This window comes from Bradyrhizobium guangdongense (assembly GCF_006483445.1).
Lineage (GTDB): Bacteria > Pseudomonadota > Alphaproteobacteria > Rhizobiales > Xanthobacteraceae > Bradyrhizobium > Bradyrhizobium guangdongense_A.
In genome coordinates this window covers 1-19,000 of the sequence record NZ_PPPT01000107.1, presented here as the reverse complement: position 1 = coordinate 19,000, position 19,000 = coordinate 1, and the positions used below count along the sequence as shown (strand labels likewise).

The following is a 19,000-nucleotide window of genomic DNA, read 5'->3' as shown; positions in this document are numbered from 1 at the left end:
GGTCAAGCTTTCCAATCCTTCGAACCACGGTCGGTGACGCCGGGCCTGGTGACATCAGTTACAAATTCGGTGCCAGCGAAATGCGCCCGACCGCGGACTGGTTAGCACGAATGCCGCGCGACCGGCCCGGCCGATCCGAGCCGTGCACATGGAGCGGATTAAGACTGATTAACTCTCTTGCATACAATGAGAATATACTGCCTAAAATTTATACAGAGACGTTCCTGCCCAAGATTCAGACGAATGATATAGATTAGTTATTTCAACATCTTAAAGCAGAGTGCTCGCTCCCTAATCTCTGGCACGAAGCTTGCGACATCCTGTTCCGGCTCCGCCAGATCGGCGCAGCCGCCAGTGAGAGGGGCGGTCCATCCGCCAAGGGAGCATCCAATGGATTTTGGCAGGATTTCACGACGGCATTTGTTGCAGGGTGGTGCGGCGCTCTCCCTGGGAGCGGCGGCCGGTCTCCGCCCGGCATTCGCGGCCGACACGACCATCGGCTTCATCTATGTCGGCTCGCGCGACGACTACGGCTACAACCAGGCGCACGCGCAGGGCGCAGCGGCGCTGAAGAAGATCCCCGGCCTGAAAGTGGTCGAGGAAGAGAAGGTGCCCGAGACCGACGCGGTCGAGAAGACCATCGAGTCCATGATCAATCTCGACGGCGCGACCCTGCTCTTCCCGACCTCGTTCGGCTACTACAATCCCCACATGATCAAGATGGCCACCAAGTACCCGAAGCTTCGCTTCGAGCACTGCGGCGGCCTCTGGAGCGACAAGGATCCGAAGAACGCCGGCAGCTATTTTGGTTACATCGACGAAGCCCAGTACATCTCGGGCATCGTCGCCGGGCTGACCTCGAAGAGCAGCAAGCTCGGCTTCGTGGCGGCCAAGCCGATCCCGCAGGTCCTGCGCAACATCAACGCCTTCACGCTCGGCGCCAGGTCCGTGAACCCGAAGGCGACCACGCAGGTGATCTTCACCGGCGACTGGTCGATGCCGGTCAAGGAAGCGGAAGCCACCAACAGCCTGATCGACCAGGGCGTCGACGTGCTGACCTGTCACGTCGACGGTCCGAAGACGATGGTCGAGAACGCCGCGCGACGCGGCGCCATGGTGTGCGGCTATCACACCAACCAGTCGGCGCTGGCGCCGAAGGCCTATCTCACCGGCGCCGAGTGGAATTGGGAAGCGCTGTATCCGAAGTTCGTCAAGATGATCACCTCCGGCGAGGGCATTCCGAATTTCTATCGCGGCGGCCTGAAGGAGGAGATCGTCAAGACCTCGCCCTATGGCGAAGCGGTCTCGGCCGAAGCGCGCAAGGCCGCCGATGAGGCCAAGGCGAAATTCCTGTCCGCCGAAGGTTTTGCCATCTTCAAGGGCGGCCTGGTCGACAACAAGGGCAAGACGGTGATCCCGGCTGGCACCGATCGCGGCCAGAAGGACCCTGAACTCGAAAAGATGGACTACCTCGTCGAGGGCGTGCTCGGAGCGACTTCGTGACATCGGAAGCGGCGGATCCCGTCGACGCGGTCGGAGCCGTCGCTCCGGCCGCCGATGCCGGCTTCCTCCAGCGCCACGGCGCAACGATCGAGTACATCCTGATCCCGGGCGCGGCGCTGGTCGGCGCGCTCGCGGTCTTCGGCATCTTCGTCGCGCTGTTCGGCAAGAATCCGCTCGACCTCTATTACTACATGTATTACGGCGCGTTCGGCACCTGGTTCTCCTGGCAGAACACGCTGAGCCGCGCCGCGCCCCTGATCCTCACCGCACTCTGCACGGCCCTGCCCGCCCAGCTCGGCATGGTCATCATCGGCGGCGAAGGCGCGCTGCTGATCGGCGCGCTCTCGGCGACGAGCGCTGCTCTCGCGTTGCAAGGCGCGCCGCCCTTCGCCATCCAGATCGCCATGGTCCTGGCCGGCGTGATCGGCGGCGGCCTCTGGATCATGCTCGCGGGTGGCTTGCGCCAATTTCGTGGCGTCAACGAAACGATCTCGAGCCTGCTGCTCGTCTATATCGCGCTCGCCATCCTCAACCATCTCGTCGAAGGCGCGATGCGGGATCCTGCGAGCCTCAACAAGCCGTCGACGCGCGAGATCGGCGCGGCGAACATGATCGGCACCATCCCCGGCACCGACGTGCATTGGGGCCTCGTGTTCGGCCTGGTCGCCGCGATCGCCGCCTATATCCTGATCTATCACACCGTGTTCGGCTTCGCCGCCCGCGTCGCCGGCGGCAACATCCGCGCCGCCAAGATCGTCGGCCTCGGTGTCAGCAAGCTCATCCTCACGATCTGCTTCCTCGCCGGCGGTGCTGCGGGCCTTGCCGGCATGGTCGAGGTCGCCGCCGTGCAGGGCCGCACCAACGCCAACCTTGCCGCGGGCTACGGCTTCACCGGCATCCTGGTCGCCTTCCTCGCACGGCAAAATCCGCTGGCGATCATTCCGGTCGCGATCCTGCTCGGCGGCATCAGCGCCAGCGGCGGGCTGTTGCAGCGCCGGCTCGGGTTGCCCGACGCGTCCGTGCTGGTGCTGCAGGGCATCATCTTCGTTTTCGTGCTGGCCAGCGATGCGCTCTACGGCCGCATCGGATTTTTGAAGGGAAAATCCTGAGATGGCAGACGGATCGATCGGACTCTGGACCGTCCCGCTCGCCGTGCTCGGCGGCGCCATCCGCGTTTCGACGCCGTTCCTGTTCGTGAGCCTCGGCGAATGCATCACGGAACGTTCCGGCCGTATCAATCTCGGTCTCGAAGGCACACTGGTGATGGGCGCGATGAGCGCCTACGGCATCTCATATCTCTCCGGGTCCCCTTGGTTAGGTGTGCTCGCAGCCGGCATCACCGGTGCGCTGCTCGGCGCGCTGCATGCCGGCATCTGCTCGCTGCCGCGCGTCAATGACGTCGCGGTCGGCATCGCCCTGATGCTGTTCGGCACCGGCCTCGCCTTCTATCTCGGCAAGCCCTTGATCGAGCCGACCGCGCCGCGGCTGCCCGCAATCGATTTCGGCTGGTGGAGCGACATCCCTCAGGTCCAGGCGGCGCTGCGCATCAACGTTCTCTTCCTGATCGGCGTGGTGCTGGCGCCGATCCTGTACTGGGCGTTTCGCACCACGCGCTGGGGCCTTTTGATCCGCACCGCGGGCGAGAGTTCGGACGCCGCGCGCGCGATGGGGCATTCCGTGCTGCTGATCCGGTTGCGCGCCACCATGGTCGGCGGCTTCCTCGCCGGCGTCGGTGGCTCCTTCCTGTCGCTGTTCTATCCCGGAAGCTGGAACGAGGGCCTGTCCTCCGGACAAGGCATCACGGCGGTGGCGCTCGTGATCTTCGCGCGCTGGGATCCGATGCTGTGCCTGTGGGCCTCGCTCGCCTTCGGCGGCGCCGCGGCGCTCGGCCCTGCGCTGCAATCGGTCGGCGTCACCTCCGGCTATCACCTCTTCAACGCCGCGCCCTACATTTTGACGCTGGCGATCATGATCATCACCTGCTCGCCGAAGCGCACGCTGACCGGCGCACCCGCTGAACTGTCGATTACCCGCTAGAGCGCGATGAAACATCATCGCGCTTTAGCTCCTTTTGTTTGAGCATGATCTTGTCGGAAAACCGCTACACACTTTTCCGGATCATGCTCTAGAGCTGCGGAGAGCAAACCCATGCCCGAGCGCCACATCAAGTCCGAGCCCTACGCCTGGCCTTACAATGGCGATCTTCGCCCCGAGAATACCGCGCTCATCGTCATCGACATGCAGACCGATTTTTGCGGCGTCGGCGGCTATGTCGACAAGATGGGCTACGATCTCTCGCTGACGCGCGCACCGATCGAACCAATCAAGAGATTGCTCGCCGCGATGCGCAAGCAGGGTTATCACATCATCCATACCCGCGAAGGCCACCGCCCCGATCTCTCGGACCTTCCCGCCAACAAGCGCTGGCGCTCGCGGCAGATCGGCGCCGGGATCGGCGATCCCGGCCCGTGCGGCCGCATCCTCGTGCGCGGCGAGCCGGGCTGGGACATCATCCCGGAGCTTGCGCCGCTGCCGGGCGAACCCATCATCGACAAGCCCGGCAAGGGCTCGTTCTGCGCCACCGACCTCGAACTGATCCTGCGCGTGCGCGGCATCGAGAACATCGTGCTGACCGGCATCACCACCGACGTCTGCGTCCACACCACCATGCGCGAGGCCAACGACCGCGGCTTTGAATGCGTGCTGCTGCACGATTGCTGCGGCGCCACCGACAAGAGCAATCACGACCACGCGCTGAAGATGATCAAGATGCAGGGCGGCGTGTTCGGCGCGGTCTCGACCTCGGACGCGTTCATCGGAGCCATCTCATGATCGTCGGCGAAACACCACTGCCGAGCGGCGCCTTCGGCGTCGACGCGATCGCCATGACCATGCGGTTCGGCGACTTCCTTGCGCTTGACAATGTCGAGCTTAAGGTCCGCCCGGGCTCCTTCCATGCGCTGCTCGGCGAGAACGGCGCCGGCAAGTCGACGCTCGTCAAATGCATCATGGGCTACTACCACGCGACCGAGGGCGACATCCTCGTCGGCGACCGCCAGCAGGCGATCGGCAATCCCAAGGACGCGCATGCGCTCGGCCTCGGCATGGTCTACCAGCACTTTACGCTGGTGCCGGCGATGACGGTTGCCGAAAACCTCGTGCTCGCGCGCGACGACGTTCCGGCGATCGTGGACTGGGGCAAGGAGAAGAAGGAGCTGGAGGCTTTTCTGGCGAAGATGCCGTTCAAGGTGCCGCTCAATGCAAGGGTCTCCGACATCTCCGCCGGCGAGCGGCAGAAATGCGAGATCCTCAAGCAACTCTATCTGAAGCGCCGCTTCCTGATCCTGGACGAGCCGACCTCGGTGCTGACGCCGGCCGAGGCCGACGAGGTTCTCGGCATGCTCCGCGACATGGTCGTGAAGGGCGAGCTGACCATTTTGATGATCACCCACAAGTTCCGCGAGGTCATGGCCTTTGCCGACGAGGTGACGATCCTCCGGCGCGGCAAGCTAGCCGGCAAGGGCAAGGTCGCCGAGCTCACGCCGGATGCAATGGCGCGCACCATGATCGGCGCCGAGGAGCTGACGGTACAGCCGGCGCGCACCGGCGAGGCCGGCAAGGCGCGCCTGGAGCTGGAAAAGGTCCGCGCGCTCGACGATGCCGGCGCCATCGCCGTGCACGACGTCTCCCTCACCGTCCGCGCCGGCGAGATCGTCGGCATTGCCGGCGTCTCCGGCAACGGCCAGCGCCAGCTCGTCGAAGTGCTGGCCGGCCAGCGCGAGGCCGAGAGCGGCGAGATTCGCGTCGCCGGCGATGCCTACCATGCGAGCCGCGAGGAGATGCGCCGGCACAAGATGTCGCTTTTGCCGGAAGAGCCGCTCAAGAACGCCTGCGTCGGCGGCATGAGCGTCGCTGACAATATCGCCTTCCGCGAATTCGACCGCGCCCCCTTTGCCAGCGGTGGCTGGTGGCTCAATCGCGGCGCCTTCCGCGACGATGCCAAAAAGAAGATCGGCCAGTACAAGATCAAGACGCGGACGCCGGATACGCCGATCTCGGCGCTGTCGGGCGGCAATGTCCAGCGCGCGGTGCTGGCGCGCGAGCTCGGCGGCGACGTCGAGGTGCTGATCGCGGCCAATCCCTGCTTCGGCCTCGACTTCGCAGCGGTCGCCCAGATCCACGCCGAGATCATGGCGGCGCGGAACCGCGGCGCGGCCGTGCTGCTGGTCAGCGAGGACCTCGACGAACTGCTTGAACTCTCCGACCGCCTCGTGGTCATGTTCCACGGCGAGTTCGTCTATGAGGCTCGCACCAGCGAGGCCGACCTCACCGTGGTCGGCCGGCACATGGCGGGGCACTGATCCCCCCGGAGCAGCGATGGCGGACGTGACCGAGCGTGACGAGCACTTCTTGCGTCTGTCTTTCGCGGTCGCGCGCCGCTCCCTCACCCATGGCAACCATCCCTTCGGCTGCATCGTGGTCGATGCCGAAGGCCGTGTGCTGATCGAGAGCGAGAACGGCTACATGCCGGACCATGACGGCACCGCGCATGCCGAGCGCCTGGCGGCGACGCAGGCCTGCCGCACGCTCCCTCCTGAGGTGCTCGCGGGGTCGACGCTTTATTCCTCCGCCGAGCCCTGCGCGATGTGCGCCGGCGCGATCTACTGGGCCGGCATCGGCCGCGTCGTCTACGGCCTCAGCGAGCACCGCCTGCGCGGCGTCACCGGCAACCATCCGGAAAACCCGACGCTCGACCTGCCCTGCCGCGACGTCTTCGCCAGCGGCCAGCGACCGACCGACGTCGTCGGTCCGCTGCTGGAAGACGAGGCCGAAGCGCTGCATGACGGGGTGTGGACGAGGTAGCGACGTCGGATCGTAGGGTGGGTTAGCCTTGCGGCTGCGCGAAGCGCAGTCCGCTGGCGTAACCCACCTCTTCTGTTTCCGCGGCGGCAGAAGTGGTGGGTTACGCTTTGCGGGATGCGCTTCGCGCATTCGCTTCGCTAACCCACCCTACGGCAGCTCGACCGATCAGAACTTCACGGTGACGCCGCCGTAGACGGTCGACTCGGTGCACGTGTTCGTGCTCTGCCCCGTTGCTGCGACCGTGCAGACGCCGGGCATGGCGTTGTGATCGAGGCCGAACTTGTTCTGCCAGTAGCGATAGGCGACCCAGAGATCGACGAAGTGTGAGTACTTCGCGCCCCAGGCGGCCTTCGAGGCGTCGAAGGTCAGGCGAATCGGTTCGCTGTTGAGCTCGGTCTTGGAAGCCGTCGAGAAGCGGCCCAGGCCCGAGAGCGCGGGAAGACCGTTGGAGTCGCCCTTCGGCCCGTACCAGCCGGCGCGGCCGCTGATCGAGAAGAACTGGAAGTTCTCGGGCAGGAAGCCGAGGTCCATGTAGTAGTTGATCTCGACCGCCCAGGTCGGCCGGTAGCTGACATTGCCGTCGGAGTTACAGGTCGTGCCGGGAATGCCGGGGCCGAACAGGCCGCACTGCGTGAACGCGTTGTGGTTGGAGAACTCCCAGTACATCAGGGGCGCGACGTTGATATAGCCCTTGTAGGGAAGGTCGAAGGCGAACTGCAGACCGGCGACGACGTCGCGCTTGGCGGGCGCCAGGAAGTTGTTCTCGGTGTTGGCGTCCATGCCGACTTCGAACGAGATGTTGTGCAGCGGCCCCATGGTGAAGGCCTTGGTGTTGAAGAGCTCGTTCCAGCCGAAGGCCGAGCGGAACAGGCCGTAGATCTCGGTCGCGCCCGCGCAGTCGCTGGCGGTGCCGTTGATGTTCACGCCCGGCGCGACGCACGGGCTGGCCGGGTCGTTATGGCCCGACTTGAACATCGAGATGGTGAAGAAGTTGGTGCCGTAGGCCCAGAGGTCGAAATGCGTAAACGAATAGACCTGCTTGGCGGTGGTGCCGTTGATGCTGCCGTCGGGACGGACGCTCCACATGCCGGGGTCGGTGCCCTTCGGCATCCAGGAGAACGACACGCGGTTGTCGATGACCAGGAAGAACGGAAGGTCCGCCGCTTTCTTGGCCGCCTTGACCGGAAGATCTGCGGCCTGAGCCTGGCCGCCGATGGCCAGCACGGCAAACGACAGCGCCGCTGCTGCCATTGCCTTGAAACGAACCGACATAACACCCCCAAAGTTGAAGCCAAGAAAATCAAGCCCCGGTGGGTGCGACACTTGCGCCGTTCGTCAGAGGTGAGAAGCCTCAACTTTTTTCACGGCGTGATGCATGTTTTGGCAACGTAGCGCGCGAGATCGTGGATGCGATTGCAATCGGCACGCGTATGCCGCGCGACCGCGAGCGCGCCGTTGCAACACTTTTCCGCTTGTTTCCGTTCGGATTTTTCGCTGTGTCGGAAGACCGAAGACGAAGCCGAAACGACCACGTCGCCGCGTCATCGAAAAGCATACAAGGACGCGACGTCTGATGCTCAACTTGACGCCATGGCTGCACAGCAGGTTCCGATTTGGCTTGAACCGTCACAAATTTGCAACAGGCGACATCGTGCTGCGCTATGTTGAAGCTCGTAGAAGTACCGATATCCCTCGCTCGTGGCTTGGTGGTCGTCGTGAGAAGTCGAATCCGGACTCACTGCCGCAGCGATGAGCAAGGGATGACGCTTTTTCATGACTTACCTCGCGATCCAAACTAGCTCAGTATTGAGGCATCCTTCTCACTTGACCCCCTGCACGCGTGACTGCGGATGTTCAATTCGACGCCTAACGGCCTGCATTCCGGCGAGACGCCCCTGCTCCAGGCGATCGGGCTGACCAAGCGCTATGGCGACTTTCTCGCCAACGACAAGATCGACATCGACATCTGGCCGAAGGAGATCCACGCACTGCTCGGCGAGAACGGCGCCGGCAAATCGACGCTGGTCAAGGCGGTCTACGGCCTGATCCAGCCGAGTGCGGGCGAGATCCGCTGGCAGGGCGAGCCGATCGTGCTGTCCGGTCCGTCGGAAGCGCGCGCCCGCGGCATCGGCATGGTGTTCCAGCACTTCTCGCTGTTCGATAATCTCACCGTCGCCGAGAACGTCGCGCTCGGTCTCGACGGCAAGGAATCCTTCAAGGACATGTCGGCGCGGCTGGAGCAGGTGTCGAAGACCTACGGGCTGCCGCTCGATCCCAGGCGCGAGGTCTGGCAATTGTCGGTCGGCGAGCGCCAGCGCATCGAGATCGTGCGCGCGTTGATGCAGGATCCAAAGTTCCTGATCCTGGACGAGCCGACCGCGGTGCTGACGCCGCAGGAGGCCGATCAGCTCTTCATCGTGCTGGAGCGGCTCAAGGCCGAGGGACGCGCCATCCTCTATATCAGCCACAAGCTCGAGGAGGTGAAGCGGCTCTGCGACACCGCAACGATTTTGCGCGGTGGCAGGAAGGTCGCGACCTGCAATCCCCGGGCTGAGACCGCGGCGTCGCTCGCGCGCATGATGGTTGGCGGCGAGATCAGGGAAGTCCGGGCGGCCGCGGGACGGCAGACCACGGTGCCGCGGCTCGTCGTCAACGACCTCTCGCTTGCCCCTGATGATGCGCACGGCGTGAGGCTGGAGCACATCTCGATCGAATTGAAAGGCGGCGAGATCCTCGGCATCGCCGGTGTCGCCGGCAACGGCCAGGACGAGCTGTTTGCCGCGCTCTCGGGTGAGCGGCTGGCAAAGGACCCGGGCACGGTGGTGATCGAGGGCATCGCCGCCGGCCACATGTCGATCACGCAGCGGCGCAAGCTCGGCGCGGCCTTCGTGCCGGAAGAGCGGCTCGGCCACGGCACCGCGCCGCGCATGAGGCTGTCGGAAAATGCGCTGCTGACGGGCCATGCCGCGAGCGGCATGGTCCGGCATGGCTTCATCGACACCGCGGCAACGCTGAAGACCGTCGACAAGGCCACCGAGACCTTCGACGTCCGCAAGGCCAAGCGCGATCCCGAGGCCGCGAGCCTGTCCGGCGGCAACTTACAAAAGTTCATCGTCGGCCGCGAGATCCTGCGCAATCCGGCCGTGCTGGTCGTGAGCCAGCCGACCTGGGGCGTCGATGCCGGCGCGGCCGCCGTCATCCGCCAGGCGCTGCTCGATCTCGCCACCGGCGGCGCCGCCGTGCTGGTGACGAGCCAGGATCTCGACGAGCTCGCGGAGATCGCCGACCGCATCGCGGTCATGTTCCACGGCCGGCTGTCGCAGCCGCTCGCGACCAGCGAAGCCACGCGCGAAAAGCTCGGCTTGTTGATGGGCGGAAGCTCGCTCGACCAGAAGGAGGCCGCGCATGCAGCTCGTGCTTGAGAAGCGCGCCGAGCGGTCCAACACCATCGCGCTGGTCTCGCCGCTGATCGCGATCGGTCTGACGATCGTGACCATGTCGATCCTGTTCGCGATCCTCGGCAAGAATCCGCTTCTCGCCCTGCATGCCTATTTCATCGCACCTTTGACCGACAGCTATTCGCTGCAGGAGATCGCGGTGAAGGCGACGCCACTGGTGATGATCGCGATCGGATTGTCGCTGTGCTACCTCGCCAACGCCTGGAACATCGGAGCCGAAGGCCAGTTCCTGATCGGCGCCGTTGCCGGAAGCTGGATCGCGGTGAAGACACAAGGCACCGACGCCGGCGCCTGGGTGCTGCCGGCCATGTTCGTGCTGGCGGCCGTTGCCGGCGCGCTCTACGCGCTGATACCGGCGATCTGCAAGGTGAAGTTCGGCGCCAGCGAGATCCTCACCAGCCTGATGCTGGTCTATGTCGCCGACCTCTTTCTCGATTATCTCGTCCGCGGACCCTGGCGCGATCCGCAAGGCTTTAACTTCCCGACCACGGCGGAGTTCGATCCAGTGGCGACCGTGCCGGTGCTGATCGAGGGCGGCCGTCTCCATCTCGGCGCCATCATCGCGCTGCTGGTGGTTGCGGCTGCGGCCGTCCTGCTTGGACGGACCATCAAGGGCTTTGAAATCCGCGTGGTGGGCGCAGCACCCCGCGCCGCGCGGTTCGGCGGCTTCAATGCCAACCAATTGATCATTTTGACCTTCGCGGTCTCAGGCGCACTCGCAGGGCTTGCCGGAATCATCGAGGTCGCCGGCCCCGTCGGCCATCTGCAACCCGGCATCTCGCCGGGCTACGGCTTTACCGCGATCATCGTCGCCTTCCTCGGCCGGTTGAACCCGATTGGAATATTAATTGCAGGCCTTTTCCTCGCATTGACCTTCATCGGCGGCGAGCAGGCCCAGATCGCAATGAAAATCCCGTTGGACGTGACAAAAGTCTTCCAGGGCATTTTGCTGTTCTACGTGCTCGCCTGCGATTCGCTGATCCTCTACCGTTTCCGGCTGGTGTTTCCGAACCGTCAGGTGACTCGTGGAGCTGGTTGAAGCCATCATCCTCGCGGTGCTCGCCGCCTCCACGCCGCTTCTGATCGCGGCGACCGGCGAGCTCGTGACCGAACGCTCCGGCGTCCTCAATCTCGGCGTCGAGGGCATGATGATCATGGGCGCGGCCTGCGGGTTTGCCGGCGCCTGGCTCACCGGCTCGATCGTCATCGGCGCGCTCTGCGGCATCGTCGCGGGCACGCTGATGTCGCTGATCTTCGCGCTGATGACGCTGGGGCTCGCGGTCAACCAGGTCGCCACCGGGCTGGCGCTGACCATTCTCGGCGTCGGACTGTCCGGCCTGATCGGCGCGGGCTTTGTCGGCGAACGCATTACGCCGGCCGCCCATCTCGACCTTCCCGTTCTCACCAGGATTCCGCTGATCGGCCGCGTGCTGTTCGGCGAGGACGCTTTCGTCTATTTCTCGCTGGCCCTGATCGTCGCCGTCTGGTGGTTCCTGTACCGGACCCGCGCCGGGCTGGTCCTCCGCGCCTGCGGCGACAACCACGTCTCGGCCCATGCGCTCGGCTACCCCGTGCTGCGCATCAGGACCTTTGCAGTGATGTTCGGCGGCGCTTGCGCGGGCCTTGCCGGCGCCTATCTGCCGCTCGCCTACACGCCATTCTTCATTCCCGGCATGACCGCGGGCCGCGGCTGGATCGCGCTGGCGCTGGTGGTGTTCTCGTCCTGGCGGCCGGGCCGTCTCGTCGTCGGCGCCTATCTGTTCGGCGCGGTGACCATCCTCCAGCTTCATGCTCAGGGCTGGGGCGTCGGCGTACCCTCGCAATTCATGTCGGCGCTGCCTTATCTTGCGACCGTGATCGTCCTGGTTCTGTTGTCCCGCGCGCGCACCGGCGGCTCGACCGCGCCGGCCGCGCTCGGCACCGTGTTCGTGCCCGACCGTTGATTGATTTCCGCGACGCGCGCGATGGGGCGCGGGCGTTTGCGGAGTGTGGCTTTCCCCGACTGTTTGGAGATTGACGATGAGGAAGACATTTGTTGCGGCTGTCGCAGGGCTCCTGCTTGCGGGAAGCATCGGCGCTGCCTCCGCTGCGGACAAGCTGAAGGTCGGTTTCATCTATCTCGGCCCGATCGGCGACCTCGGCTGGACCTACCAGCACGAGCAGGGCCGCCTCGCGCTGGTGAAGGAGCTCGGCGATCAGATCGAGACCACCTATCTCGAGAAGGTCCCCGAAGGGCCCGACGCCGAACGCTCCATCGAGCAGCTCGCCCGCGCCGGCAACAAGCTGATCTTCACGACCTCCTTCGGTTACATGGATCCGACCCTGAAGGTCGCGAAGAAATATCCCAACGTGCATTTCGAGCATGCCACCGGCTACAAGCGCGCGCCGAACATGTCGACCTATTCGGCGAAGTGGTACCAAGGCCGCTACATCCAGGGTCTGATCGCGGCCAAGATGTCGAAGACCGGCGTGCTCGGTTATATCGGCTCGTTCCCGATCCCGGAGGTCGTTTCCGGCATCAATGCGACGATCCTTGCCGCGCAAACCATCAACCCGAACATCAAGGTCAAGATCATCTGGGCGAATACGTGGTTCGATCCGCCCAAGGAAGCCGATGCCGCCAAGGCGCTGATTGATCAGGGCGCCGACGTCATCATGCAGCACACGGACTCGCCCGCAGCAATGCAGATCGCAGCCGAGCGCGGCAAGCTCGCCTTCGGCCAGGACTCCGAGATGATCAAGTTCGGTCCGAAGGCCCAGCTCACCTCGATCCTCGACACCTGGGGCCCCTACTACATCGAGCGCGTCAAGGCCGAGCTCGCGGGCACCTGGAAGTCGGAGGACACCTGGGGCGGGCTCGACAGCCACATGTTCGCAATGGCGCCCTACACCAACATGCCCGACGACGTGAAAAAGATGGCGGAGGATGCTCAGGCCGCGATCACTGCCGGCAAGCTGCATCCGTTCAAGTGCCCGGTCATCGGGCAGGATGGCAAGGAAGTCGAATGCAAGGGCGGCACAAGTCTCGATCCGGGCCAGATCCTTGGCATGAACTTCTACGTCAAGGGCATCGACGACAAGCTTCCGGGCAAGTAGCACGCTTCTTGCTTCTGCAAATTACCTGCTCCTCCCGGAGGAGGTCTTGAGGGGGTGGCCAGGAGAACCCGGCACTCGTGGCCGCCCCCTCTTCTATCCCGCCTGCATCTTTCGCGCGGCCGCGCTGTGGCGGCGGACGAGATCGGCCACATCCAGTCCGGGGATCGCGCCGTCAACCACCGCCCATTTGCCCGCGACCATGACGCGGTCGGCGCGATGCGCGCCGCACAGCACGAGCGCGGCCAGCGGATCGCCGTGGCCGGAGAAGCGCAATTCATCGAGCTTGAATAGCGCGAGATCGGCGGCCTTGCCGACCGCGATCTCGCCGAGCTCGGGACGGCCGACGCAAGCCGCAGAGCCCTTGGTCGCCCAGCGCAACGCATCCTTGTGGCTGACCTTGGTCACGCCGTAACGGGCCCGCTGGAGCAGGAAGGCCGCGCGCACCTCCTGCATCAAATTGGATTCGTCGTTCGACGCGGAGCCATCAACGCCAAGGCCGATGCCGACGCCCGCCTCCTCCATCTCGCAGACCGGGCAGCAGCCCGACGCCAGAATCTGGTTGCTGCAGGCGCAATGGCTGATCGTCGTCCTGGCCTTGGCGAGCCGCTTCATCTCGCCGGCGTCGAAGAAGATGCCGTGCGCAAGCCAAGTCCGCGCATTGAGCCAGCCGCATTGATCGAGATAGTCGAGCGGACGGCAACCGTACTTCTGCTCGCAGAAGCGGTTCTCGTCCTCGGTCTCGGCCAGATGCGTGTGCAGACGGACGTCGAGCTTGTCGGCGAGATCGGCGGTCGCGCGCATCAAGGATGTCGTGACCGAGAACGGCGAGCATGGCGCAAGCGCGATCTGCACCATCGCATCCGCCCCGCGCTGGTGATGCTTTGCGACCACCCGGGCGCTGTCGGCGAGGATCGCATCCTCGTCCTGCACGACACTGTCAGGCGGCAGGCCGCCGTCGCGCTGCGACAAGTTCATCGAGCCGCGCGTCAGCAGCACGCGGACGCCGAGCCGCTTTGCAACGCCGACCTCGATGTCGACGGCATCTTCCAGACCGGCGGGAAACACATAGTGATGGTCGGTCGTCGTGGTGCAACCCGACAGCAGAAGCTCCGACATCGCGACCGTCACGCCGAGATCGAGCGTCTCGGGCGTCATCCTCGCCCAGACCGGATAAAGCGCCTGCAGCCAGGGGAACAGCTCCCGGTCCATGGCGGCAGGCAGCGCGCGCGTCAGGGTCTGGTAAAAGTGATGATGCGTGTTGATCAGGCCGGGCAGCACGACATGCTCGCCGGCCTCGAAGATCGCGACATCGGCCGTCGTGGGCTGGCCGCCGGCCGGCACCGTTTCGACGATCCGCCCCTCCCGGACCACGACCCCGCGCTCGGCGCCCTCAGCCAGGATCGCGAGGGGATCCTTGATCCAGGTCGGCTTCGCCTTGTCCATATTCCGTTTCTCCCGTCGGCCGACTGGGTTCATGCTTGCAAGGCAAGGGCCAGCAAAGCCTGCAACTCTTGTTGCGACTTGGCGCCGGTCTTGCAAGACTTCTTGTGGAGCAAATTCATCGCGTTAAGGTATCGGCTGAGCTATGGACTTGAATACCATCACGGCGGTAGCCCATCCGCAGACGCGGGCGCAGCTGCCCGGCTGGACGGCAGGCGACGCCTGGCTTGCGGGCGGGACCTGGCTGTTCTCGGAACCGCAGGTTCATCTCAACCGCCTGATCGACCTCACCGACCTCAAATGGCCGGCGCTGACCGTCACTGATACCCATCTGTCGATCGCAGCCACCTGCATCATCGCGCAGCTCGACGCGCTTGCCTGCCCGCCCGAATGGCTCGCCGCGCCGCTGATCAACCAATGCTGCCGCGCCTTCCTCGCCTCCTTCAAGATCTGGAAGACCGCGACCGTTGGCGGCAATCTCTGCATGTCGCTGCCCGCCGGCCCCATGATCTCGCTGACTTCGGCGCTCGACGGCATCTGCACAATCTGGACGGTCAATGGCGGCGAGCAAAAAATTCCCGTCGTCGACTTCGTCACCGGCAACCAGCGCAATCGCCTGGCGCCCGGTGATCTCCTGCGGCAGATCGATCTTCCACTCGCTGCGCTCAAGCGCCGCTCGGCGTTTCGCCAGATTTCGCTGACACCGGTCGGCCGCTCGGCTGCGCTTCTGATCGGCAGCCTCGACGACGGCGGCGCGCTCACGCTGACGGTGACCGCATCGACCGTGCGTCCCATCCAGCTGCGCTTTCCGACGCCGCCCGATGCCGGCGCGCTTGGTGCGGCGATCGCGCAGGAGATCACTGACGATCTCTACCACGACGACGTCCATGGCAAGCCTTTCTGGCGCAAACACATGACGCTGCGGCTCGCCGAGGAGATCCGTGCCGAACTCTGCGAGACGGCGCGGCCATGAGCTTTGAGATCAACGGCACGGCATTTTCCGATCAGCCACGCGCCGGCCAGTGCCTGCGCACGTTCCTGCGCGAGCTCGGCCATTTCGGCGTCAAGAAGGGTTGTGATGCCGGCGATTGCGGTGCCTGCACCGTACTGCTCGATGGCGAGCCCGTGCATAGCTGCCTGATCCCGGCGTTCCGAGCCGAGGGACGCGCGATCACCACCATCGAGGGCCTTGCCCCGGAGGGCGGCGCGCATCCGATGCAGCAGGCTTTCCTCGATGCACAGGCATTTCAATGCGGCTTCTGCACCTCCGGCATGATCCTGACCTGTGCCTCGCTGAATCAGGCGCAGCGCACCGATCTCGGCGCATCGCTGAAGGGCAACATTTGCCGCTGCACCGGCTACCGCTCGATCGAGGACGCGCTCGACGGCAAGACCAATGTCGAGACGATCGTCGAGCCCGGCACCGCTTTCGGGCGGAGCCTGCCGGCTCCCGCCGGCCCGGACGTCGTGCGCGGCAAGCAGCGCTATACGTTCGACGTCGCCATCGACGGCCTTCTCCACATCAAGCTGCTGCGCTCGCCGCATCCGCATGCACGCGTCGTTGCGATCGACAAGACAGCGACGCTCGCTGTTCCCGGCGTTCACGCCGTGCTGACACATGAAGACGCCCCCGATCGGCTGTTCTCGACCGCGCGACACGAGAAGGACTGGATGGACCCCGACGACACCCGCGTGCTGGATAATGTCGTCCGCTTTATCGGGCAAAAGGTCGCCGCCGTCATTGCGGACACCGAGGCCGCCGCGGAGGAAGGCTGCCGCCGGCTCAAGGTCGACTACGAGATCCTGCCCGCGGTCGTCGATCCCGAACAGGCGCGCGCGCCGGGCGCGCCCGTTCTGCATCCCGATCGCACGACCGCGCAGCGCGTCGCCAATTCAGCGCGCAACATCGTCGCCGAGAGCCATGGCGAGTTCGGTGACGTTGCGGCAGCACTCGCAAGTTCGGCAGCGACCTACGAGGGTACATTCACGACCCAACGCGTGCAGCACGCCGCGCTCGAGACTCACGGCGGGCTCGCCTGGGTCGATGCGTCGGGCGTGCTCAACATCCGTTCCTCCACGCAGGTGCCTTTCCTCACCCGGCGCACGCTCGCCGATCTCTTCGACTTGCCGCAAGACAAGGTCCGCGTGTTCTGCGAGCGCGTCGGCGGCGGCTTTGGCGGCAAGCAGGAAATGTTCGTCGAGGACATTTTGGCGCTCGCTGCGCTGAAGACCGGACGTCCCGTCAAGCTCGAGCTCACCCGCGAGGAGCAGTTCATCGCGACCTCGACGCGGCATCCGATGCGCGTCCACGTCAAGGCCGGCGCGGACAAGGACGGAAAACTCACCGCGCTGCAGCTCGACGTGCTCTCCAACACCGGCGCCTATGGCAATCACGCCGGCCCCGTGCTGTTCCACGCCGTGCAGGAGTGCCTCAGCGTCTACAATTGCCCGAACAAGAAGGTCGATGCCGTCGCGGTCTATACCAACACGGTGCCATCAGGCGCATTTCGCGGCTACGGACTGCCGCAGACGCTGATCGCGGTGGAGGCCGCGATCGACGAACTGGCAAAGCAGCTCGGCATCAGCCCCTTCGACATCCGCCGCCGCAACGTCGTCAGGCCTGGCGACCCCATGCTGACGCCGCCACCGTCGCAATATCATGACGTCGAATACGGCTCCTACGGCCTCGACCAGTGTTTTGACCTCGTCGAACGTGCGATGCAGACGGATGCAGCCACGCCTGACCTGTCACCGGACTGGCTGACCGGCGAAGGCATTGCACTGACTATGATCGATACGGTGCCGCCGGCCGGTCACATTGCCGATGCCACGATCGCGCTCTGCGACGACGGCAGTTTTGAGCTCACCGTCGGCACCGCCGAGTTCGGCAACGGCACCAGCACCGTGCACCGCCAGATCGCGGCCTCCGCGCTCGCGACGACCGTCGACAACATTCGCCTGCGCCAGTCGGACACCGCCCATGGCGGCCACGACACCGGCGCCTATGGCAGCGCCGGCATCTTTGTCGCGGGTAAGGCGACGCAGGCCGCGGCAGAGAGCCTCGCAGGCGAACTGAAGCGCGCGGCAGCATCGGCGTGGCTTTGCGATGAGGCGACTTGCACGCTTGACGGCCATTCGGTCGTCAGCGGCGTCAAGCGCATCTCCTTTGCCGAACTGGCACAGATCGCACGCGGCCAGGGCAAGCCGCTCAGGACAAGCGGCAATTCCGGCGGCACCCCGCGTTCGGTGGCCTTCAACGTCCAGGGCTTTCGCGTCGCGGTGAACAAGGGCACCGGAGAGATCAAAATCCTAAGAAGCGTGCAGGCGGCCGATGCCGGGCGTGTGGCCAATCCCATGCAGTGCCGTGGCCAGGTCGAGGGCGGCGTGGCGCAGGCGCTGGGCGCGGCGATGTATGAGGAGATGGTGATCGACGCCGAGGGCCGCGTGATCAACGCAAAGTTTCGCGACTATCACCTGCCCTCCTTCGCAGACGTGCCGCGCACCGAAGTGTTCTTTGCGGAGACGTCAGATACAATCGGGCCGATGGGCGCAAAATCGATGAGCGAGAGCCCGTACAATCCGGTCGCCGCCGCGCTCGGCAACGCCATCGCTGACGCCACCGGCATTCGCTTCAAATCCACACCGTTCAAGCCGGACCGGCTGTTTCCGGCATTGCGCGACAAGTTTGGTTAGACGTATTTTTGCGGGGGCCAGTCATGAGTGCCGATATCCATCCCGTCGACGAGGTCTTGCCGGTCCCGCGCATGCTCGCGCTCGGCCTTCAGCATGTGCTGGTGATGTATGCCGGCGCGGTCGCAGTCCCCCTGATCATCGGACGCGCGCTGAAACTGCCGCCGGAGGATGTCGCTTTCCTGATCAGCGCCGATCTGTTCGCCTGCGGCATCGCCACGCTGGTGCAGTGCCTCGGCTTTCCCGGCGTCGGCATCCGCCTGCCCGTGATGATGGGCGTGACCTTTGCTTCCGTCGGGCCGATGCTGTCGATGGCGACCGCACCGGATATCGGCCTGCTCGGCATCTACGGCTCCGTCATTGCAGCCGGTATCTTCGGCATCATCGTCGCGCCCTTCGTCAGCCGGCTGCTGCCGCTGTTTCCGCCCGTGGTGACCGGCACCATCATCCTCGTGATCGGCATCTCGCTGATGCGGGTCGGCATCAACTGGGCCGGAGGCGGCCTGCCGACATTGACTAAACTGGTGGACGGCGTGCCCGGAGCCTTTCCGAACCCCGCTTACGGACAGTTGCAGGGGCTCGGCATCTCGCTGTTCGTCCTGCTGTTCATCCTGGGCCTGATCAAATGGGGCACCGGCTTCGTTGCCAACGTCTCGGTGTTGCTCGGCATCATCGCCGGCGCCGTGCTCGCATCCATCCTCGGCGTGATGCACTTTGACAAGGTCGCGGCCGCCTCATGGGGTGCGCTGGTGATCCCGTTCCGCTTCGGCATGCCGCAATTCCATCTCGTGCCCGTCATCACGATGTGCGTCGTGATGATCGTTGTCATGATCGAATCGCTCGGCATGTTCCTCGCGCTCGGGGAGATCACCGGCAAGGCGGTCGACCGTGAAGCCCTCAGCCGCGGCCTGCGCGCCGACGGCGTCGGCACCCTGCTCGGCGGCATCTTC

15 protein-coding genes are annotated in these 19,000 nt (G+C 64.9%); 13 read left to right on the top strand and 2 right to left on the bottom strand.

Features of this window, described 5'->3' with window-relative positions:
* The first annotated feature begins 390 nt into the window (after nt 1-390).
* From C2U70_RS15685 to C2U70_RS15660, 6 genes are all read left to right on the top strand, one after another.
* Entirely contained in the window at nt 391-1,503 is a 1,113-nt protein-coding gene (locus C2U70_RS15685) for a BMP family ABC transporter substrate-binding protein (protein ID WP_140979329.1), read from the top strand.
* Nucleotides 1,500-2,612, top strand: coding sequence for an ABC transporter permease (locus C2U70_RS15680; protein ID WP_140979328.1), 1,113 nt, complete (start codon nt 1,500-1,502; stop codon nt 2,610-2,612). Before C2U70_RS15685 ends, C2U70_RS15680 begins: the two co-directional genes overlap by 4 nt.
* Before the next feature lies 1 nt (nt 2,613).
* Nucleotides 2,614-3,540 (top strand): ABC transporter permease, encoded by a 927-nt coding sequence (locus tag C2U70_RS15675; protein ID WP_140979327.1) that lies wholly within the window; start codon nt 2,614-2,616, stop codon nt 3,538-3,540.
* 111 nt (nt 3,541-3,651) lie between these two features.
* Nucleotides 3,652-4,335: a biuret amidohydrolase gene (gene biuH, locus C2U70_RS15670; protein ID WP_140979326.1), complete on the top strand. Its 684-nt coding sequence runs from the start codon at nt 3,652-3,654 to the stop codon at nt 4,333-4,335.
* The gene (locus C2U70_RS15665; RefSeq protein WP_140979325.1) at nt 4,332-5,864 is read left to right on the top strand and encodes an ABC transporter ATP-binding protein; all 1,533 of its coding nucleotides are present in this window, start codon (nt 4,332-4,334) and stop codon (nt 5,862-5,864) included. The genes biuH and C2U70_RS15665 overlap by 4 nt, the downstream gene beginning before the upstream one ends.
* Nucleotides 5,865-5,880: 16 nt before the next feature.
* Nucleotides 5,881-6,366: a nucleoside deaminase gene (locus tag C2U70_RS15660; RefSeq protein WP_140979324.1), complete on the top strand. Its 486-nt coding sequence runs from the start codon at nt 5,881-5,883 to the stop codon at nt 6,364-6,366.
* Nucleotides 6,367-6,531: 165 nt separating this feature from the next.
* Here C2U70_RS15660 and C2U70_RS15655 read toward each other — a convergent pair whose 3' ends face one another.
* On the bottom strand, nt 6,532-7,638 hold the full coding sequence (locus C2U70_RS15655) for a hypothetical protein (RefSeq protein WP_140979322.1): 1,107 nt from the start codon (nt 7,636-7,638) through the stop codon (nt 6,532-6,534).
* Nucleotides 7,639-8,216: 578 nt separating this feature from the next.
* Here C2U70_RS15655 and C2U70_RS15650 point away from each other — a divergent pair.
* The 4 genes from C2U70_RS15650 (at nt 8,217) to C2U70_RS15635 (ending at nt 12,920) form a co-directional block, all read left to right on the top strand.
* On the top strand, nt 8,217-9,788 hold the full coding sequence (locus C2U70_RS15650) for an ABC transporter ATP-binding protein (protein ID WP_140979320.1): 1,572 nt from the start codon (nt 8,217-8,219) through the stop codon (nt 9,786-9,788).
* Nucleotides 9,772-10,863: an ABC transporter permease gene (locus tag C2U70_RS15645; protein WP_140979305.1), complete on the top strand. Its 1,092-nt coding sequence runs from the start codon at nt 9,772-9,774 to the stop codon at nt 10,861-10,863. The genes C2U70_RS15650 and C2U70_RS15645 overlap by 17 nt, the downstream gene beginning before the upstream one ends.
* Entirely contained in the window at nt 10,850-11,767 is a 918-nt protein-coding gene (locus C2U70_RS15640) for an ABC transporter permease (RefSeq protein ID WP_140979304.1), read from the top strand. The genes C2U70_RS15645 and C2U70_RS15640 overlap by 14 nt, the downstream gene beginning before the upstream one ends.
* 76 nt (nt 11,768-11,843) lie before the next feature.
* A complete protein-coding gene (locus C2U70_RS15635) occupies nt 11,844-12,920 on the top strand; it encodes a BMP family ABC transporter substrate-binding protein (protein ID WP_140979302.1) in 1,077 nt (358 codons plus the stop codon).
* Nucleotides 12,921-13,013: 93 nt separating this feature from the next.
* Here C2U70_RS15635 and C2U70_RS15630 read toward each other — a convergent pair whose 3' ends face one another.
* A complete protein-coding gene (locus tag C2U70_RS15630) occupies nt 13,014-14,363 on the bottom strand; it encodes an 8-oxoguanine deaminase (RefSeq protein WP_140979300.1) in 1,350 nt (449 codons plus the stop codon).
* Between the two features lie 142 nt (nt 14,364-14,505).
* Between C2U70_RS15630 and C2U70_RS15625 the strand changes: the two genes are divergently transcribed.
* The 3 genes from C2U70_RS15625 to C2U70_RS15615 all read left to right on the top strand — a co-directional run.
* On the top strand, nt 14,506-15,333 hold the full coding sequence (locus C2U70_RS15625) for an FAD binding domain-containing protein (RefSeq protein ID WP_140979298.1): 828 nt from the start codon (nt 14,506-14,508) through the stop codon (nt 15,331-15,333).
* Nucleotides 15,330-18,053 carry a molybdopterin-dependent oxidoreductase gene (locus tag C2U70_RS15620; protein ID WP_140979296.1) on the top strand — a complete coding sequence of 908 codons (2,724 nt, stop codon included), beginning with the start codon at nt 15,330-15,332 and terminating at the stop codon, nt 18,051-18,053. The genes C2U70_RS15625 and C2U70_RS15620 overlap by 4 nt, the downstream gene beginning before the upstream one ends.
* 23 nt (nt 18,054-18,076) lie before the next feature.
* Nucleotides 18,077-19,000: solute carrier family 23 protein (locus C2U70_RS15615; protein ID WP_140979294.1), on the top strand; the 924-nt coding region annotated here is incomplete at its 3' end.